The organism is Kitasatospora sp. NPDC049285 (assembly GCF_040678815.1).
GTDB lineage: Bacteria > Actinomycetota > Actinomycetes > Streptomycetales > Streptomycetaceae > Kitasatospora.
In genome coordinates this window covers 133,729-150,444 of the sequence record NZ_JBFAQR010000001.1, presented here as the reverse complement: position 1 = coordinate 150,444, position 16,716 = coordinate 133,729, and the positions used below count along the sequence as shown (strand labels likewise).

At 74.5% G+C, this 16,716-nt stretch carries 14 protein-coding genes; 9 read left to right on the top strand and 5 right to left on the bottom strand.

The features are described from left to right. Positions 1-7 precede the first annotated feature (7 nt). Complete coding sequence (locus AB0K51_RS00650) at positions 8-1,945, bottom strand: ABC transporter permease (RefSeq protein ID WP_363448908.1); 1,938 nt, start codon at positions 1,943-1,945, stop codon at positions 8-10. Then, complete coding sequence (locus AB0K51_RS00645) at positions 1,942-2,541, bottom strand: hypothetical protein (protein ID WP_363448906.1); 600 nt, start codon at positions 2,539-2,541, stop codon at positions 1,942-1,944. The genes AB0K51_RS00650 and AB0K51_RS00645 overlap by 4 nt, the downstream gene beginning before the upstream one ends. Positions 2,542-2,632: 91 nt before the next feature. Here AB0K51_RS00645 and AB0K51_RS00640 point away from each other — a divergent pair, with 91 nt between their 5' ends. The 4 genes from AB0K51_RS00640 to cobM all read left to right on the top strand — a co-directional run bounded on the left by AB0K51_RS00640 (position 2,633) and on the right by cobM (position 7,009). Then, the gene (locus AB0K51_RS00640; RefSeq protein WP_363448904.1) at positions 2,633-3,400 is read left to right on the top strand and encodes a hypothetical protein; all 768 of its coding nucleotides are present in this window, start codon (positions 2,633-2,635) and stop codon (positions 3,398-3,400) included. 106 nt (positions 3,401-3,506) lie between these two features. Beyond that, a complete protein-coding gene (locus tag AB0K51_RS00635) occupies positions 3,507-4,829 on the top strand; it encodes an ABC transporter substrate-binding protein (protein ID WP_363448902.1) in 1,323 nt (440 codons plus the stop codon). A 204-nt stretch (positions 4,830-5,033) separates the two neighbouring features. Continuing rightward, complete coding sequence (cbiE, locus tag AB0K51_RS00630) at positions 5,034-6,260, top strand: precorrin-6y C5,15-methyltransferase (decarboxylating) subunit CbiE (protein ID WP_363448900.1); 1,227 nt, start codon at positions 5,034-5,036, stop codon at positions 6,258-6,260. Continuing rightward, positions 6,257-7,009, top strand: coding sequence for a precorrin-4 C(11)-methyltransferase (gene cobM / locus AB0K51_RS00625; protein ID WP_363448898.1), 753 nt, complete (start codon positions 6,257-6,259; stop codon positions 7,007-7,009). The genes cbiE and cobM overlap by 4 nt, the downstream gene beginning before the upstream one ends. 75 nt (positions 7,010-7,084) lie before the next feature. Here cobM and AB0K51_RS00620 read toward each other — a convergent pair whose 3' ends face one another. The 3 genes from AB0K51_RS00620 to AB0K51_RS00610 all read right to left on the bottom strand — a co-directional run bounded on the left by AB0K51_RS00620 (position 7,085) and on the right by AB0K51_RS00610 (position 10,719). Next, positions 7,085-7,708, bottom strand: coding sequence for a bifunctional 4-hydroxy-2-oxoglutarate aldolase/2-dehydro-3-deoxy-phosphogluconate aldolase (locus AB0K51_RS00620; protein WP_363448896.1), 624 nt, complete (start codon positions 7,706-7,708; stop codon positions 7,085-7,087). Positions 7,709-7,810: 102 nt separating this feature from the next. Next, positions 7,811-9,415 (bottom strand): D-aminoacylase, encoded by a 1,605-nt coding sequence (locus AB0K51_RS00615; RefSeq protein ID WP_363448894.1) that lies wholly within the window; start codon positions 9,413-9,415, stop codon positions 7,811-7,813. Continuing rightward, on the bottom strand, positions 9,415-10,719 hold the full coding sequence (locus AB0K51_RS00610; protein WP_363448892.1) for an amino acid deaminase: 1,305 nt from the start codon (positions 10,717-10,719) through the stop codon (positions 9,415-9,417). The genes AB0K51_RS00615 and AB0K51_RS00610 overlap by 1 nt, the downstream gene beginning before the upstream one ends. A gap of 149 nt (positions 10,720-10,868) precedes the next feature. Here AB0K51_RS00610 and AB0K51_RS00605 point away from each other — a divergent pair, with 149 nt between their 5' ends. The 5 genes from AB0K51_RS00605 (at position 10,869) to AB0K51_RS00585 (ending at position 16,711) form a co-directional block, all read left to right on the top strand. Beyond that, complete coding sequence (locus tag AB0K51_RS00605) at positions 10,869-11,936, top strand: sugar kinase (RefSeq protein WP_363448890.1); 1,068 nt, start codon at positions 10,869-10,871, stop codon at positions 11,934-11,936. Beyond that, positions 11,933-12,694, top strand: coding sequence for an IclR family transcriptional regulator (locus tag AB0K51_RS00600; protein ID WP_363448888.1), 762 nt, complete (start codon positions 11,933-11,935; stop codon positions 12,692-12,694). The genes AB0K51_RS00605 and AB0K51_RS00600 overlap by 4 nt, the downstream gene beginning before the upstream one ends. 32 nt (positions 12,695-12,726) lie before the next feature. Beyond that, entirely contained in the window at positions 12,727-13,158 is a 432-nt protein-coding gene (locus AB0K51_RS00595; protein ID WP_363448886.1) for a RidA family protein, read from the top strand. A gap of 164 nt (positions 13,159-13,322) precedes the next feature. Next, the gene (locus AB0K51_RS00590) at positions 13,323-14,741 is read left to right on the top strand and encodes an endonuclease/exonuclease/phosphatase family protein (RefSeq protein WP_363448884.1); all 1,419 of its coding nucleotides are present in this window, start codon (positions 13,323-13,325) and stop codon (positions 14,739-14,741) included. 11 nt (positions 14,742-14,752) lie between these two features. After that, entirely contained in the window at positions 14,753-16,711 is a 1,959-nt protein-coding gene (locus tag AB0K51_RS00585) for a phosphocholine-specific phospholipase C (protein WP_363448882.1), read from the top strand. The last annotated feature ends 5 nt before the right edge of the window (positions 16,712-16,716 follow it).

Sequence of the window (16,716 nt, the reverse complement as noted above, 5' to 3'; positions counted from 1 at the left end):
CGCAAGGTCAGCCAACGCGGTCCCTCCGCTCCGCTGTCGGCATGCGCTCGCGCTCGCGCTCGCGCAACGACCGTCCCAGTGGCGTGAGTTGGTAGGCGGGACCGGCGGGGACGCCGGTGAGGCGGTGGAGCAGGCCGGTGACTCCGCCGGGGAGGTGGCCGAGGGCGGCGGCGAGGGTGCCGACGACGAGGGCGGAGACGCCCGTGACGGCGCCGGCGTCCAGTCCGATCAGGAGGGCGGCGGCGAGGATCGCGCCGGCGGCGCTGTCGGCGCCGACCACCACCACGGCGGTGAACCAGAGCAGGCCCCGGACGGGGTCGAAGGTGGCGGGTTCGAAGCCCTGACCGCCGATCGTGAACAGCGCTCCGCCCAGCGCGGCGATCCCGGCACCGGCCATGAAGACCAGCAGCTTCAGCCCCGGGACGTTCACCCCGGCCGCCGCCGCACCGGCCTGGTGGTCGCGCATCGCGGTCAGCGCCCGTCCGAGCCTCCCTCGTCGGAGGAGTTGAGTGACCGTCAATCCAACCACGAGAAAAGCGAGTTCGACCGCGTAGAACGCCCGGTCCTCCGACGGGAGGCCCGAACGGCTCACCGAGAGACCGGTGGTGGCGTACGGCTGGTCGAAGACCAGGCGGCTCAGCGCGGCGCCGATGGCGAAGGTGGCGAACGCCAGGGCGAGACCGCGGCGGCGGATCGCGGGCAGGCCGGTGAGCAGTCCGAACAGGGCGGTGGCAACGGTGGCGAGCAGCAGGGCGGGGAGCGCGGGCAGAGTGCCGAAGCCGGGGATCCGGCCCGAGGTCAGCAGGGCGGTACCGAGGGCGCCGAGGCCCGCGTACCCGGCCTGGCCGAGCGAGATCTGGCCGCCGTACCCGGTGACGACGACCACCGAGAGCAGGACGAGGGCCAGGGCGGGGACGTCGAGGGCGTGCCGAAGGTCCTCGGCGCGGAACTTCAGCGGAATCAACAGCAGTACTGCACAGCCGAGTTGGAGCAGCACGGTACCGGCGACGGTGGGGCGCGGGCCGGGCAGGACGGCGGCGGCGCCCGGGTCGGCGGGGGTCCGCCAGGGCAGGAGCGCGGCGACCAGGAGTGCCACGGCGAACAGGTTGGCCTGCAACGCCTCGGCGAACGGCAGGAGTTGACCGATCGGACGGTACTGGGTGAGTTCGGCCTGGGCGATGCCGAGGGCCAGTCCGGTGGCGACCGCGACGGGCAGGCTGCGGAGCCGGGCGGCGACGGCGACCACCATGGTCTCCATCACCAGCAGCGGCAGGCCGTACGGGTCGAGGAGCAGCAGCGGCGCGAGCAGCACGCCGACCAGGCCCGCGGTGAACGAGCCGAACGCCCATCCGGCGGCGGAGACCGCGTCGGCGTCGACGCCGGACAGTTCGGCGAGCCGGCGGTCGTCGACGACCGCCCGCAGCCGGATCCCGAACCGGGTACGGGCGCTGACCCAGCCGACGGCGGCGGCCAGCGCGAGGACGGTGGCGAGTTGCAGCACCGTGTCCAACCGCAGGGTGTGTCCGGCCAGGTGCGCGAGCGCGGTACCGGGGAGCAGGGCGGGCGCGTCGCCGAACGGGGTGGTCCCCCACAGCAGCACGGCGACACCGATCAGCAGGACGAAGACACCGAGGCTCGCGACCAGCGTCTCGGCCGCTCCGGCCCCGCGCCGCTGCAACGGCCGGAACACCGCCCGGTCGAGCAGCACCCCCGTCGCGGGCGCCACCACCAGCAGGCAGAGCAGCGCGGCGGGCGCCACCGGCCAGTGCCACACCACGACGAGCTCGCGCAGCAGGTACGCGGTGACCATCGCCTGCGCCCCCTGCGCCAGGTTGAACACGCCGGTCGCCCGGTACGTGACCACCAACCCGACACCGCTCAGCGCAGCCGCACTGCCGACGGCAACCCCGGCCAACGCCAGATCGACGGGCAGACCGCCACTCATCCCGACCCCCCACCCGGCGGCCGCTCCCCGGAGAGGCCCTCACTGGAAGGGGCTTCGCCCGCCGAGGGCCGGCGCGGCGCGGCCTCGGCGGACCCGGCGTCAGCGCTCGCCGCCTCCGGCGGCTCGCAGACCGGGCACGGGGCCAGTGCGCGGGCACGGATCTCGGCGGTGGTCACCGTGCGGGCGCCGGCCTTGCCTGCGACCAGTGGGCAGGCGCGCCGGTGGTGGAGCGTGCCGTCCGGCAGCGCCACTGACGGCCCGTCATCCGGACCGGCGGGGGCGGGAGACAGGCCGCCACCGCTCGGCTCCGGTTCGACCAGCAGCGTCAGCAGCCGGTCGAGACGCCACCGGAGGTCGTCGGCCGCGTGGCGGCGGGCCGTGGCCACCACCGCGCCGGCCACGATCAGGGCGGCGCCGGGGATGGTCGCGGACGCGAGGTAGGGCACCTGGCGGGCCGTCACGCTCTCGCCGGAGACCGCGTACCAGCCGAGTACGCACAGCAGCGCACCGGCCGCCGACAGCAACCATCCGGACCTCTCGCGCAGCGCCCGACGTCCCGCGTGTCGCTCGTCCCCGCCGCTCCTGCCCGTGTCCATCCCTGCTCTCCAGCCCGCCCACCGGGGTCGAATTTGGCCAAGATGTCCTACAAAGCGCCAGATATTGCGAGTCCTCCGCATATCGTCCTTCATGGTCTCACCCGCGCCGCGCCGCGCCGCGGACCGCAACGCCGCCACCGCGGCGGTCCGCACCCGCGGCGTCACCACCCCCGGACCCCAGACCCCGGACCAGGAGACCAAGCCCCAGCCCCCAGCCCCCACACAGCAGGAACGCGGTGAGATGCGGATGCGTCACCAGCACAACGCGGCCCCCGCCGGCTCGCGCCCACCCCACACCCCCGTCCCGCGCCGTCGCGGCGCACTGCTCCGCCTGACCGGTCTGCTGTTCGCGCTGCTCCTCGCGGTCGCGGCGTGCAGCAGCGGCAGCGGGAGCAGCAGCAAGAGCAGCTCACCGGCCACCCCACCGGCGACCACCACCGCTCCGGCTTCGCCGAGCGCCTCCCCGAACGCCTCGGCCACCGGCACCGCGCCCGCGGACCCGGCGGCGGCGAAGGCCTCGATCACCGCCAACTGGGAGAAGTTCTTCGACCCGGCGACCTCGCTGCCGGACAAGGCCGCGCTGCTGCAGAACGGCGAGCAGCTGGCACCGGTGCTGCAGGGCTTCGCGAGTGACCCGCGGGTCGGGCAGGTGAAGGCGACCGTCACCAACGTGCAGTTCACCTCGGCGACCACGGCGGCGGTGACCTACTCGCTGTCGTTGCAGGGCGCCGTGGTGCAGCCCGACGCCTCCGGCCAGGCGGTGCTGGAGAACGGCACCTGGAAGGTGTCCACCAGCACGCTCTGCGGCCTGGTCCAGCTCAGCGGTGGTGCCACCACCGCAGTGCCCGGCTGCAGTTGATCGGGCCCGGTTGATCGGCTTCCGGGTTCCACGGCACCCGACACGAGAGCCAGCACGGCAGCCGGCAAGGCACCCGGCACGGCGGTCGGCCACAGCGCTGGCCGCCGTGCTGCTGGCCCTCACCGCCGGGTGCGGCACCCGGCTGCCTGCAACCGCTTTCCCCGCACCGTCCGGAAACGCCGGAGCCTCCTCGAACGGCGGCGCGACGAACGGCGGTGCCACCGACGTCGGGGTGACGGCGGCCGAGGTGAAGGTCGGTGTGATCACCTCGCTCACCAGCCCGGTCGGCAGCGAGACCTTCGCCGGTCCGCGGTTCGGCGCACTGGCCTTCTTCCAGTCGCTGGCGGAGCACGGCGGACTCCACGGCCGCACGGTCAGGGTGGTCACCTGCGACGACGGCGGCAGCGGGGTCGGCAACCAGGACTGCGTGCACCGCCTGATCGACCGGGAGCGGGTGTTCGCGCTGGTCTCGGGCAGCGTGCTGGACTACGCGGGCGCCGGGTACGTGAGCAGCCGCGGCGTCCCGGACGTCGGCGGCCAGCCGATCGGCACCGCGTACGACCGCTGGCCGCACCTGTACTCGATCTACGGCAGCAGTTCGCCGCGCGACGGCCGCGCGGTGGGCTGGGGCGGGACGCTGTACCAGAGCACCGAGGTCTACCGATTCTTCAAGCAGCGGCTGAACGTGCGCAGTGCGGCGGTGGTGGCCTACAGCCAGGCCGATTCGGCGCGCTACGCGGCGCAGTTGGAGCAGGGGCTGCGGGCGGAGGGGTTCCGGGTGCTGAGCCAGCGGGTGGATCTGGCGCTGCCGAACTTCCAGGCGGTGGCGGCGGCGATGCGGGCCGACGGCTCGGAGCTGCTGTTCGACGCGATGGACACCCGGGGCAACGCGGCGCTGTGCCAGGCGCTGGACGCGGCGGGGGTGCGCCCGGTGGCGAAGGTGACCAACGTGCAGAACTGGTCGGAGACGGCGCGCGCCGCGTACGCGGACGCTCCGGGCTGCCGGGACGTGCTGTGGGCGACCTCGTCCTCGCGCAACTACGCCGACACGGCGGTGCCTGCGGTGGGCGAGTTCCGGGCGGCGATGGCCCGGTACTACCCGGAGCGGGAGGCGTTGGTGTCCGCCTGGGAGCTGGAGGGCTGGGCGGGCGCGCAGTGGCTGGCGGACGCGATGGACTCCTGCGGCGCGGACCTGACCCGGGCCTGCGTGGAGCGGTTCATGGACCGGGCCGAACCGTACGACGCGCACGGCCTGTTGATCCCGGCCTCGTTCGCGCCCGCGCCGCGCCCGACCGGGGCGACCAGGGCGTGCCTGAACGCGGCCCGCTGGCAGGACTCGGCGGCGGGCGGCCGGGGCGGCTGGGTGACCCAGGTGCCGGACATGGACGACAACTGCTTCGAGGTGCCACAGCTGCCGTACCAGCCCTGAGATGCCACCAGCCCTGAGGCTCCGCAGCTGCCGTACCGACCCTGAGGCTCCGCATGCCGCATCTGCCCTACCAGCCCTGACGAACCGGCCGCCGCCCCCCGTGTGGCCAATGTCGCACCTCGGGTTTGCCCAGCTCGGGGGCGGTGCGGCGGGGGCTTGCCGGTAGGCTGCGGCAGTCCAGTGCCGAGCCGTGAGGAGCGTTCCGTGTCACCGATCACCGTTGTCGGGGTGGGCGCGGACGGCTGGCCGGGGCTGGCCGGGAGCGCGCGCGAGGCGCTGCTCGCGGCGGGTGCGGTGCTGGGGAGTGCGCGTCAGTTGGCGTTGCTGCCCGACGAGGTGACGGCGCGGCGGGTGGCCTGGCCGTCGCCGCTGCGGCCTGCGGTGCCGGGTCTGCTGGCGGAGTTCGCGGGGCAGCGGCTGGCGGTGCTGGCCAGTGGCGACCCGATGTTCTACGGGATCGGGCGGACGTTGCTGGAGTGCGGTGTGGAGCCGGACCGGCTGCGGGTGCTGCCGCATCCGTCCTCGGTGTCGCTGGCCTGTGCCCGGCTGGGCTGGCCGGTGGAGGAGACCGAGGTGGTGACGCTGGTGGGCCGCCCCGCCGAGTCGCTGCACGCGGCGCTGTTCCCGGGCCGGCGGCTGCTGGTGCTGAGTGCGGACGCCGCCACCCCGGGCCGGGTGGCCGAGTTGCTGACGGCGCGGGGCTTCGGGCCGAGCCGGGTGCGGGTGCTGGAGCAGCTGGGCGGGCCGGACGAGGCGGTGCGCGAGGGCGTCGCCGAGCGGTGGTCGCTCACGCCGGGCGATCCGTTGAACGTGCTGGCGGTGGAGTGCGCGGCCGGACCGGACGCGCCGCACAACCAGCTGGTACCCGGCCTGCGCGACGAACTCTTCGAGTCGGACGGGCAGTTGACGAAGCGTCATGTCCGGGCGGCGACGCTGGCGGCGCTCGCCCCGGCCCCGGGGGAGCTGCTGTGGGACATCGGCGGCGGCTCCGGGTCGATCGGCATCGAGTGGCTGCGGGCGCACCGGTCCTGTCGGGCCGTCAGCGTGGAGCGCGACGCCGTGCGGGCCGAGCGGATCGTCCGCAACGCGGCGGCGCTGGGCGTGCCGCGGTTGCGGGTGGTGCGGGGCGCGGCCCCGGCGGCGCTGGCGGGGCTGGAGCGTCCGGACGCGGTGTTCGTCGGCGGCGGGCTGACCGCGCCGGGGCTGCTGGAGGCGTGCTGGGCGGCGCTGCCGCCGGGCGGCCGGCTGGTCGCCAACACGGTGACCCTGGAGTCGGAGGCGCTGCTGGCCGAGTGGTACCGGCAGCGCGGCGGCGAGTTGTACAGGCTGAGCGTCGCGCAGGCGGTGCCGGTGGGCGGCTTCACGGGCTGGCGGCAGGCGATGCCGGTGACCCAGTGGAGCGTCACCAAGGATGTTGGAGGAGCGAAGTGACCGTCTACTTCATCGGCGCCGGACCGGGTGCCGCCGACCTGATCACGGTGCGCGGTCAGCGCACCCTCGCCGCCTGCGGCGTCTGCCTGTACGCGGGCAGCCTGGTCCCGGCCGAGCTGCTGGCGGACTGCCCGCCCGGGGCCCGGCTGGTGGACACCGCCAACCTGGACCTGGACCAGATCGTCGCCGAGATCGCCCGGGCGCACGCCGAGGGCCTGGACGTGGCCCGCCTGCACTCCGGCGACCCGTCCGTGTTCAGCGCGGTCGCCGAGCAGATGCGCCGCCTGGACGCGTTGGACATCCCGTACGAGGTGGTGCCGGGCGTGCCCGCGTTCGCCGCGGCGGCGGCCGCGCTGAAGCGGGAGTTGACGGTGCCGACGGTCGGCCAGACGGTGATCCTGACCCGGGTGGCCCGCCAGGCGACGCCGATGCCGCCGGGCGAGGAGCTGGCGGTGCTCGGGCGCAGCGGGGCGCTGCTGGTGCTGCACCTGGCGGCGCGTTACGTCGACAGCGTGGTCGAGGAGTTGCTGCCGCACTACGGCGCGGACTGCCCGGTCGCGGTGGTGGCGATGGCCAGCCGCCCGGACGAGCTGATCCTGCGCGGCACCCTCGAGGACATCGCCGGGCAGGTGAAGGAGGCGGGCGTGCTGCGCACGGCGGTGATCATCGTCGGCCGCACGCTGGCCGCCACCGAGTTCCGCGACAGCCACCTGTACTCCACCACCCGCACCCGCACCCCGCTGACCTGACGGCGCGCCGCCCGGCCGGGGGCGGATTCAGCTCTGGGCGAGCTCAGCCGGGGGCGGATTCAGCCCTGGGCGAGCTCAGCCGAGGGCGGCGACGAACTCCTTGGCGCGGCGCGTGATCTCGGCCCGGTCGCCGTCCGCGACGGCCTGCGGCGGGACGACGTCGGTGCCTGCGCAGACGGCGAGTGCGCCGTGGTCCATGAAGGCCTTGGCGTTGCCCGCGTTGACGCCGCCGGAGGCGACCAGCGGGACGGTCGGGTAGGGGCCGCGCAGGTCCTTGAAGTAGCCGGGGCCGAAGGCCTTGGCGGGGAAGATCTTCACCGCGGCGGCGCCGAGGTCGAGCGCGTCGGCGACCTCGCTGGGCGTCAACGCGCCCATCACCACCGGGACTCCGGCCTCCCGGGCGACCTCGGCGACGGCCGGGCGCAGGCCGGGGGTGACCAGGAAGGCCGCCCCCGCCTCGATGCCCTCGCGGGCCTGCGCGGCGGTGAGCACGGTGCCGACGCCGACCCGGCAGCCGGCGGCCGCGGCGCGGGCCAGGTGGCGGGTCACCTCGGGGGTGGTGAAGGTGAGTTCGGTCCATCCGATGCCGCCTTCGGCGAGCGCCTCGCACAGCGCCACCGCGTCGGGGATCACCGGTGCCCGCACCACCGCGATCACCGGCTGCTCGGTCAGCTCCGCGCGCAACTGCTGCGTGTCCATTCCTGCCAACTCCTCTGTCCGTACTGGGGATTGTGTGGTCCGGGCGACTGCGCCCGGCGGTGCGGCGACCTACCGGCGGCCTACCGGCGATCTACCGGCGGCCTACCGGCTGCGCACCAGCCGGTCCGCGTCGCGGCGCAGCGCCCGTCCGGCGAGCGCGCCGGTGGGCCGGCCGTCGGCGAGGGCGGCGACGCCGTTGACGAAGACGTGGGTGATTCCGGCGGCGGGCAGCCGGGGTTGGTCGAAGGTCGCGGTGTCGCGGACCGTCTCGGGGTCGAACAGCACCAGGTCGGCGTGGTGGCCGGGGCGGATCAGGCCGCGCCGGTCGAGGCCGAGCCGGCGGGCGGGGCGGCCGGTCATCCGGGCGATCGCCTGCTCCAGCGTGAGGACGCCCAACTCGCGGCTGTAGCGGGCGAGGTAGCGGGGGAAGGTGCCCCAGGCGCGGGGGTGCGGGCGGGCGCCGACCAGCAGTCCGTCGCTGCCGACGGTGTGCGCGGGGTGCCGCATGATGGCGCGGACGTTCTCCTCGTGCCCGACGTGCTGGAGGATGGTGGTCCCCAACTGGTCGGCGCGCAGCAGTCCGAAGAACACCTCGGTGCCGGAGATGCCCTGTTCGGCGGCGAGTTCGGAGATCCTCCGCCCGACCAGGGCGGCCAGGGCGGTGGTGCGCACGCCGGAGATCTGGATGGTGGCCCAGTCGGTGACCACGCCGTGGCAGCCGTCGCTGCCGCGTTCCTCGACGTCGACGCGGATGCGCTCGCGGGCGGCGGGGTCGGCGAGCCGGGCCAGCGTGGCCTCGGGGCCGCCCTCGGTGGACCAACTGGGCAGCAGCGCCGCGAGGGTGGTGGAGCCGGGCAGGTACGGGTAGCTGTCGAGTGTCACGTCCACGCCCTCGGCGAGCGCGGCGTCGACGAGCGCCAGCAGGTCGGCGCCGCGCCCCTGGTTGACGCCGAAGTTCATGGTGGCGTGGGTGAGGTGCAGCGGGCAGCCGGACCGCCGGGAGATCTCGACCATCTCCGCGTATCCCTCCAACGCGCCCGCGCCGTACGAGCGTTGGTGCGGGGCGTGGAAACCGCCGCGGGCCGCCACCACCCGGCAGAGCTCGACCAGTTCGGCGGTGGCGGCGTACATGCCGGGGGTGTAGGTCAGGCCGGTGGACAGGCCGACGGCGCCCTCCCGCAGGGCCTGGTCGAGCAGTGCGCGCATCCGGGCCAGCTCGTCGGCGCGCGGCGGGCGGTTGTCCCAGCCCATGGCGAGCATCCGGACGCTGCCGTGCGGGACCAGGTAGCAGGCGTTCACGCCGGTTCCGCGGTCGAGCCGGTCCAGGTACTCCCCGACGCCGCGCCAGTTCCAGTCGAAGCCGTCGGGGTCGCCGTTCCAGCCGGCGAGTTGGCGGCGCAGCGCCGGGAGGGTGGTGTCGTCGACGGGCGCGTAGGAAAGTCCGTCCTGGCCGAGGACCTCGCAGGTGACGCCCTGGGTGATCCGGGAGGGGTGGGCGGGTTCGACGAGCAGCCGCAGGTCGGAGTGGGCGTGCATGTCGATGAAGCCGGGGGCGAGCACCAGCCCGTCGGCGTCGATGACCTGACGGCCCGTCAGGCCGGTGCCGATCTCCTCGATCAGGCCGTCGGTGACGGTGACGTCGGCGCGGTGGCGGTCGGCGCCGGTGCCGTCGACGACGGTGGCGCCGCGCAGCAGCAGGTCGGGCATCAGAAGTAGGTCCTCACCAGGTCGACGACGCGCGGGTGTTCGGCGTCGGCGTGGTCGAGGACGGGGATCAGGCTCCACTTGTCGAAGGCGGTGCAGGGGTGCGAGAGGCCGAGGCGGAGCACCGCGCCGACGGGCGCCCGGGAGCCGGCGTCGCGCAGGAAGGCGTGCTGGTCGTTGAGGGCGGTGACGGCGGCGCCGGTCAGCGCCCCGGCGCCGCGGACGAGTTGCGGCTCGGGCAGGCCCTCGTCGAACGGGAGGTCGCGCTTGCCGGCGTCCAGCAGGGCGAGTTGGGGCTCGGGGTGGGAGACGACGCGGGCCCAGCCGTGCAGGGCGGAGCGCAGCGGGGTGGCGGCGGTGCGGGCGAGCGGGGAGATGCCGCGGTAGAAGCCGTCGTCGTGGGCGAGGTAGGCGCCGGCCCGGACCACCACGAGGGTGCCGGGGACCTGCGCGGCGAGCGGGACGAGTTCCTCGGCGACGGTGTCGAAGTAGGCGCTGCCGCCGGCGGTGACCACGGGGGTGGCGGTGGGGTAGTCGGCGGCGAGGCGGTGGTGCAGTTCGGCGAGGTCGGCGAGGTAGCCGCGGACGGTGGCGAGCGCGGTGTCGGTGGCGTCGTGGGCGAGGGCGCCTTCGTAGCCGCCGACGCCGGCCAGCCGCAGCGTGGGCGCGGCGAGGACGGCGGCGGCCACCTCGAGGGCGGCGGGCACGCCGCGGGCGCCGGTGCGGCCGCCGGGGCCGCCGAGTTCGACCAGCACCTCGACGGGGCGGGTGGCGCCGGTGGCGCGCAGCGCGGCGTCCATCTGCCGGACGCTGTCGACGGAGTCGACCCAGGAGGTGAAGGCGAAGCCGGGGTCGCGGTCGAGCTCGGCGGCGAGCCAGCCGAGGCCGGCGGGGTCGAGCAGGGTGTTGGCGAGCAGCACCCGCTGGACGCCGAAGGCGCGGGCGACGTGCAGCTGGGGCAGGTTGGCGAGGGTGATCGCGTGGGCGCCGGCGGCGAGCTGGGCCTGCCAGAGGGCGGGGGCCATGGTGGTCTTGCCGTGCGGGGCGAGCCGGACGCCGGCCCGGTCGCACCAGGCGGCCATGGTGCGCAGGTTGTGGTCGAGGGCGGCGGCGTCGAGGGTGAGCAGCGGGGTGCCGAAGGCGTCCAGGGTGGGGCCGGTGGCGAGGTACTCGCGGACGGTGCGGCCCCAGGCGTCGGCGGGGAGGGCCTTGAAGCGCCAGTCGAGGCGTTCCTCGGCGAGGGCGGCGACGGCGGCCGGGTCGATGCCGGGTCCTTCGGCGCGGTCCGCGAAGTACTGCTGGTCCACCGTGGTGCCTCCGATCTGGTCCCCGCGACTCCCTGCCGATCTGCGGGGTTGCACTATGCGCAACGTGTATTGCGCATGGTGGTGGAACGGTTCTAGCATTCACGCCGGACGGCGGTCAACGGACCGCGGCCGACGCGAGGAGCGGTGTGATGGCTGATCAGGACGGTGGCGCGGCTACCGCCCCGGCAGTGTGCCTGGGTGAGTCGATGGCGGTGCTGCTGCCCGACCGGCCGGGCCCGTTCGAGGCGGTCGACGCGTTCCGGCCGTCGGTGGGGGGCGCGGAGTCCAACGTGGCGGCGGCCCTGGCCGCCCTCGGGGTGCCCGCCGCGTGGATCAGCCGGGTCGGCGCGGACGGCTTCGGCCGCCGGCTGACCGCCGAGCTCGCCGCCGCGGGCGTGGACGTCTCGGCGGTCGCCGTGGACCCGCACCGCCCGACCGGGGTGTACCTGAAGGAGACCGGCGGGTCGGCGCTGCCGTACGACCTCGGCGCGGGCAGCAGCCGCATGCACTACTACCGGGCCGGGTCGGCGGCCTCCGCCCTCTCCCCCGCACTGCTGGACGACCCGGCGGCGGCCGCGCTGCTGGACCGGGCGCCGCTGCTGCACCTGACCGGCATCACGCCCGCGCTGTCGGAGGACTGCCTGGCGCTGGTGCGGGCGCTGCTGGCCCGCCGCCGACCGGGCCGGCTGGTCTCCTTCGACCTGAACTGGCGCCCCGCGCTGTGGCGACGGCGCGACCCTGCGGTCCTGCCGGAACTGCTGGACGCCGCGGACGTGCTGCTGCTCGGCGCGGACGAGGCGCACGACGCGTTCGGCACCGGCTCCCCGGCGGAGCTGCGCCGGCGCTTCCCGTCGCCCGCCGTGCTGGTGGTCAAGGACTCCGGACACGCCGTCACCGCGCTGGACCGCAGCGGCGGTTCGGTCGCCGAGCCGGCCCTGCGGGTCGACGTGGTGGAGCCGACCGGCGCGGGCGACGCCTTCGCGGCCGGCTACCTCGCGGGCACCCTGCGCGGCCTGGACCAGCGCCGCCGGCTGCGGCTGGGCCACCTGTCGGCGGCCTGCGCGCTGACCTCGCCCACCGACCAGGGCATCCTGCCGGACGCCGCGACCGTCGCCGCGCTGCTCGCCGCCGACGAGGCCGACTGGGCCGCCACCCACGTCTCCGCCGCCGGCATCGTCTCTCCGCTCCTCACCCTCAGAGCCCAGGGAACCCCATGAGCCAGACCGTCACCCGCGCCCTGCGCCTGCTCGCCGAACTCGGCGAGGGCGAACGCTCCCTCGACCAGCTCGCGGACCTGATCGGCGTGCACAAGACCACCGTGCTGCGGCTGCTGCAGAGCCTGGAGGAGCAGCGCTTCGTCTACCGCGACGGCCAGTACCGCTACCACCTCGGCGCGGGCCTGTTCGCCCTGTCCAGCCTCGCCCTGGAGCAGCGCGGCATCCGCCGCACCGCCGCCCCGCACCTCGCCGAGCTGAACGCGGCGACCGGCCAGACCGTGCACCTGGCCGCGTACGAGGGCGGCGAGGTGGTCTACGTCGACAAGTACGACTCCCGGCACCCGGTGCGGATGTACTCGCGGATCGGGCTGCGCGCGGCGCTGCACAACACGGCGGTCGCCAAGGTGCTGCTGGCCGACCTGCCGCTCACCGAGCGGCGCCGGGTGGTGGACGGCATCGAGTTCACCGTGCACACCCCGAACACGATCACCAGCCCGCACGCGCTGCTCGCCGAGCTGGAGCAGGTCGCCGCGCAGGGCTGGGCGCAGGACCACGCCGAGCACGAGTCGTTCATCAACTGCATCGCCGCGCCGGTCCGGGACGCCTCCGGCCGGGTGGTGGCCGCCGTGTCGATATCCGTGCCGGACGTGGTGCTGCCGTACGAGCAGGTGCTGGAGCTGCTGCCCGCACTGCTGGCCTGCGCCCGGGCGGTCTCCGCCGACGCGGGCCTGCCGGTCCGCACCATCCGAGACCTCTGACGACCCATCGATTCCCTTTTGGAGCACCGCAGATGAGCGAGAACACCGAGATCCGCAGCGAGAAGACCGAGATCCGCACCGACGGCGCGCCCGCCCCGGCCTGGATGTTCTCCCAGGGCGTCCGCAAGGGCCCGATCCTCCAGGTCTCCGGCCAAGGCCCGCAGGACCCGGCCACCGGCGAGTACCTCCACCACGGCGACGTCAAGGCGCAGACCCGGCGGACCCTGGAGAACGTCAAGGCCATCGTGGAGGCCGGCGGCGCCACGATCGAGGACGTGGTGATGTTCCGCGTCTACCTGACCAAGCGGGCCGACTTCCCGCTGATGAACGAGGTGTACGCCGCGTTCATCGAGGAGAACGTCAAGCCCGGCGGCGTGAAGCCCTGCCGCACCACGATCTTCTGCGAGCTCCCGCAGGAACCCATGCTGGTCGAGATCGACGCCCAGGCGGTGGTCACCGCCTGACCCGCTCGCCCGGTGGGGGGGTGGGCGGCCGTGAGTTCGAGGGACGCCCGACGGATCGTCACGTCGCGTTCATCCGCGGTCCGCCACGCCCCGGCTGAATGAGTCCGGTTGTACAGCCAACTCGACTCAGCCGCGGGCCCGCGCCGCGGCGGACAGGACCACCCGTGGCGACAGGATCCTCCCTCGTCCTCTCCTCACCCGCCGACCCCACCGAGGGCGACCGGCTCACCTTCCACTGGGCCACGGACGCCCCGGACGCCAAGAACTGGGTCGGCGTCTACGACGGTTCGCGGCAGCCCGGCAACGGCGCGTCGCTGCTGTGGAAGTACACCGCCGCCGCCTCGGGCGACGTCCAGCTCGACACCTCGGCGCTGACCGGCGGGCCGTACACCGCCTACCTGCTGGCCAAGGACGGCTACGGAATCCTGGCGCAGAGCGCGCCGTTCGGCTTCAAGCCGCGGCCGGTCCCGCCGCGCCCGCACCTCGCGGTCGACGCGCTCACCGCGACCGTCGTGGCCCCGGCGACCGCCTTCCGGATCAGGCTCGGCGGCCTGTGGATGCACGGCACGGACGCGCCGGTCTTCCGCAAGCTCGCCGGCGACTCCTGGCTGTCCGTCGGCGCGGACGGCACCGTGACCGGCACCGCCCCGAACGCCCCGCTGCCCCGCCCGGCCGTGCTGACCGTCGGCGTGAAGGACGCGGCGGGCAACACCGACACGCTGACCGTGCAGGTGCCGGTCAACTCCCGCAAGCCGCAGCTGAAGACCGCGACGCTGAACCTGTGGAAGGCCGGCGCGGGCGTCGAGGACGCGCTGGAGAAGCAGCTGCGGGTGGTCCTGACCCAGGGCCTGGACGTGGTCGCGCTGCAGGAGACCGCAGGCACCGGCGCGCAGGCGCTGGCCGACGCGCTCGGCTGGTACGCCTACCAGAGCGCGGGCAGCGTGGGCGTCCTCTCCCGCTACCCGCTGGCCGAAGTGACCGCCGCCACCGCCGAGTTGCCCGCCGCCGGGGTCACCGTGCAGCTGCCCGGCGAGCACGGCGTCCGGTTCTGGGCCGCGCACCTGGACGAGTCGGACTACGGCCCGTACGCCGTCCAGGACGGGCGCGCCGCGGACGCCGTGCTGGCGAGCGAGCGCGCCTCGGCGCGCGGCCGGCAGGCGCTCGCGCTGGCCGCCCTGGTGAAGGCCGAACTCGCCGCCCGCAAGCCCGTGGTGGTCGCCGCCGGCCTCGCCTCGCCCTCGCACCTGGACTGGGTCCCGGCCACCGCCGCCGCGCACGGCGGCATCCCGGCCCTCGACTGGCCGGTCACCGTGGCCTTGCAGGACGCCGGCCTGGTCGACGCCTACCGTCTGGCCCACCCCGACCCGGCCGCATCCCCCGGCAACACCTGGTCCGTCACCCGCACGCTGCGCGGCTCCGCGCCCGAGCCGCAGGACCGCATCGACCAGGTGCACTTCGCCGGGAAGCTCACCCTCGTCGAGGCCCACACCCTGGTCACCGGCTGGCCTCGGCCGGAGCCCGGCGCGGCCGCCAACGGCTGGCCCTCCGACACCGCCGCCGCCGTCGCCACCTTCACCCTCTGAGAGGCCGACCGATGACTCCGCAGCTCAACCGCCGCACCTTCCTCTCGGCCACCGCCGCCGCGGGCGCCGTCACGGTGACCGGCCTGTCCGGCGCCACCGAGGCGGCGGCCGAGGACAAGAAGTCCGGGACCGTGGCCGACGTCCGGCACGTGGTGATCCTGATGCAGGAGAACCGCTCGTTCGACCACTACTTCGGCACCCTGAACGGCGTCCGCGGCTTCGGCGACAAGCAGGCGCTGCAGTTCCCCGACGGCGGCAACGTGTTCCGCCAGCCCGACGCGGGCCGCAGCGACGGCGCCGTGATGCTGCCGTACCGGATGGACACCACCAAGTACAACGCGCAGAACGCCGGCGGCCTGGCCCACGACTGGGCCACCGGCCACCAGGCGATCAACAACGGCGCGATGAACAAGTGGGTCGCCGCCAAGGGCGAGCGCACCATGGGCTACTTCACCCGCGAGGACATCCCGTACCAGTTCGCGCTGGCCGACGCGTTCACCCTCTGCGACGCCTACTTCTGCTCGCTGGCCGGCCCGACCGACCCCAACCGCCTGTACCTGTGGACCGGCACCAGCGGCCCCGGCCGCGACGGCACCACCGGCCCGTGGATCGACAACACCCCGGTCACCGACAACCCGGTCGCCGACTGGACCACCTACGCCGAGCGCCTGCAGTCCGCGGGCGTCAGCTGGCGGGTCTACCACAACCCCAGCAAGGACGACCGGACCGGCGACTACGACGACAACGCGCTCTCGTACTTCAAGCAGTTCCACGCCTTCCCGGCCACCGACCCGCGGTACGTCAACGCGATGACCAAGTTCGACCCGGCCGCGTTCGACGCCGACTGCAAGGCGGGCACCCTGCCGACCGTCTCCTGGCTGGTCGCCCCGTACCTGTTCTCCGAGCACCCCAACGCGGGCCCGGCGTACGGCGCCCACTGGGTGAACCAGGCGTTGCAGTCGCTGATGTCCAACCCGGACGTCTGGCAGCACACCGTCTTCCTGGTGATGTACGACGAGAACGACGGCTATTTCGACCACATGGTCCCGCCGACCCCCGAGGCCGGCACCCCCGAGGAGTTCACCCAGGACCGCGCCATCGGCCTCGGCAACCGCGTCCCGCTCTGGGTGGTCTCCCCCTGGTCGCGCGGCGGCTGGGTCAACTCGCAGGTCTTCGACCACACTTCGGTGCTGCGCTTCCTGGAGGTGGTGACCGGCGTCCGCGAGCCGAACATCTCCGACTGGCGGCGCGCCGTCTGCGGCGACCTGACCAGCTGCTTCGACTTCGCCAAGCCGGACTACTCCCTCCCCGCACTGCCCGACACCAACGCGCTGATGGCCGCCGCCGACGCCAACTCCGGCCTGCCGCCGGTCAAGCTGCCCGCCACCGGCAGCCAGTCGCTGCCGCCGCAGGAGCCGGGCGAGCGCCCCCACCGCAGGCTGCCGTACGGGCCGGGCGCCGAGGTCAGCGTCGACCGGGCCACCGGCCACGTCACCTGCACCATGACCAACACCGGTACGGCGGCCTTCCCCTACACCGTCTACCCGAACATCGCCCTGCCGTTCGCCGGCACCCCGTTCACCGTCGCCCCGGCCGCGAGCCGGACCCACACCTGGGACGCCTCCGCCACCGACGGCCGCTACGACTTCACCGTGCACGGCCCCGACGGCTTCGTCCGCCGCTTCGCGGGCACCGTCACCCGAGCCGGCCAGGACGACGTCGCCGTCCCCTCGGTCGAGGCCGCCGTGGGCCGCAACAAGGTCGCACTGCACCTGCACAACGACGGCGGCACGGACGTGTCGTTCACCGTGACGCCGAACGACTTCGCCGGCCAGGCGCAGACCGTGTGGGTCGCCGCCGACAAGCAGGCCACCGTCAACTGGCCGCTCGACAACGGCCGTTACGACGTCACGGTGACCGCCGCCAGCGGCACCCGGTTCACCCGCCGCTACGCCGGCACCGTGCACTGACCCTC

What these genes read in the sequence shown, in the direction of transcription:
- AB0K51_RS00645 (WP_363448906.1), bottom strand. Translation starts at nt 2,541, where the DNA reads ATGGACACGGGCAGGAGCGGCGGGGACGAGCGACACGCGGGACGTCGG.
- AB0K51_RS00620 (WP_363448896.1), bottom strand. Translation starts at nt 7,708, where the DNA reads ATGGACACGCAGCAGTTGCGCGCGGAGCTGACCGAGCAGCCGGTGATC.
- AB0K51_RS00605 (WP_363448890.1), top strand. Translation starts at nt 10,869, where the DNA reads ATGGCTGATCAGGACGGTGGCGCGGCTACCGCCCCGGCAGTGTGCCTG.
- AB0K51_RS00585 (WP_363448882.1), top strand. Translation starts at nt 14,753, where the DNA reads ATGACTCCGCAGCTCAACCGCCGCACCTTCCTCTCGGCCACCGCCGCC.
- AB0K51_RS00650 (WP_363448908.1), bottom strand. Translation starts at nt 1,945, where the DNA reads ATGAGTGGCGGTCTGCCCGTCGATCTGGCGTTGGCCGGGGTTGCCGTC.
- AB0K51_RS00640 (WP_363448904.1), top strand. Translation starts at nt 2,633, where the DNA reads ATGGTCTCACCCGCGCCGCGCCGCGCCGCGGACCGCAACGCCGCCACC.
- AB0K51_RS00595 (WP_363448886.1), top strand. Translation starts at nt 12,727, where the DNA reads ATGAGCGAGAACACCGAGATCCGCAGCGAGAAGACCGAGATCCGCACC.
- AB0K51_RS00600 (WP_363448888.1), top strand. Translation starts at nt 11,933, where the DNA reads ATGAGCCAGACCGTCACCCGCGCCCTGCGCCTGCTCGCCGAACTCGGC.
- AB0K51_RS00615 (WP_363448894.1), bottom strand. Translation starts at nt 9,415, where the DNA reads ATGCCCGACCTGCTGCTGCGCGGCGCCACCGTCGTCGACGGCACCGGC.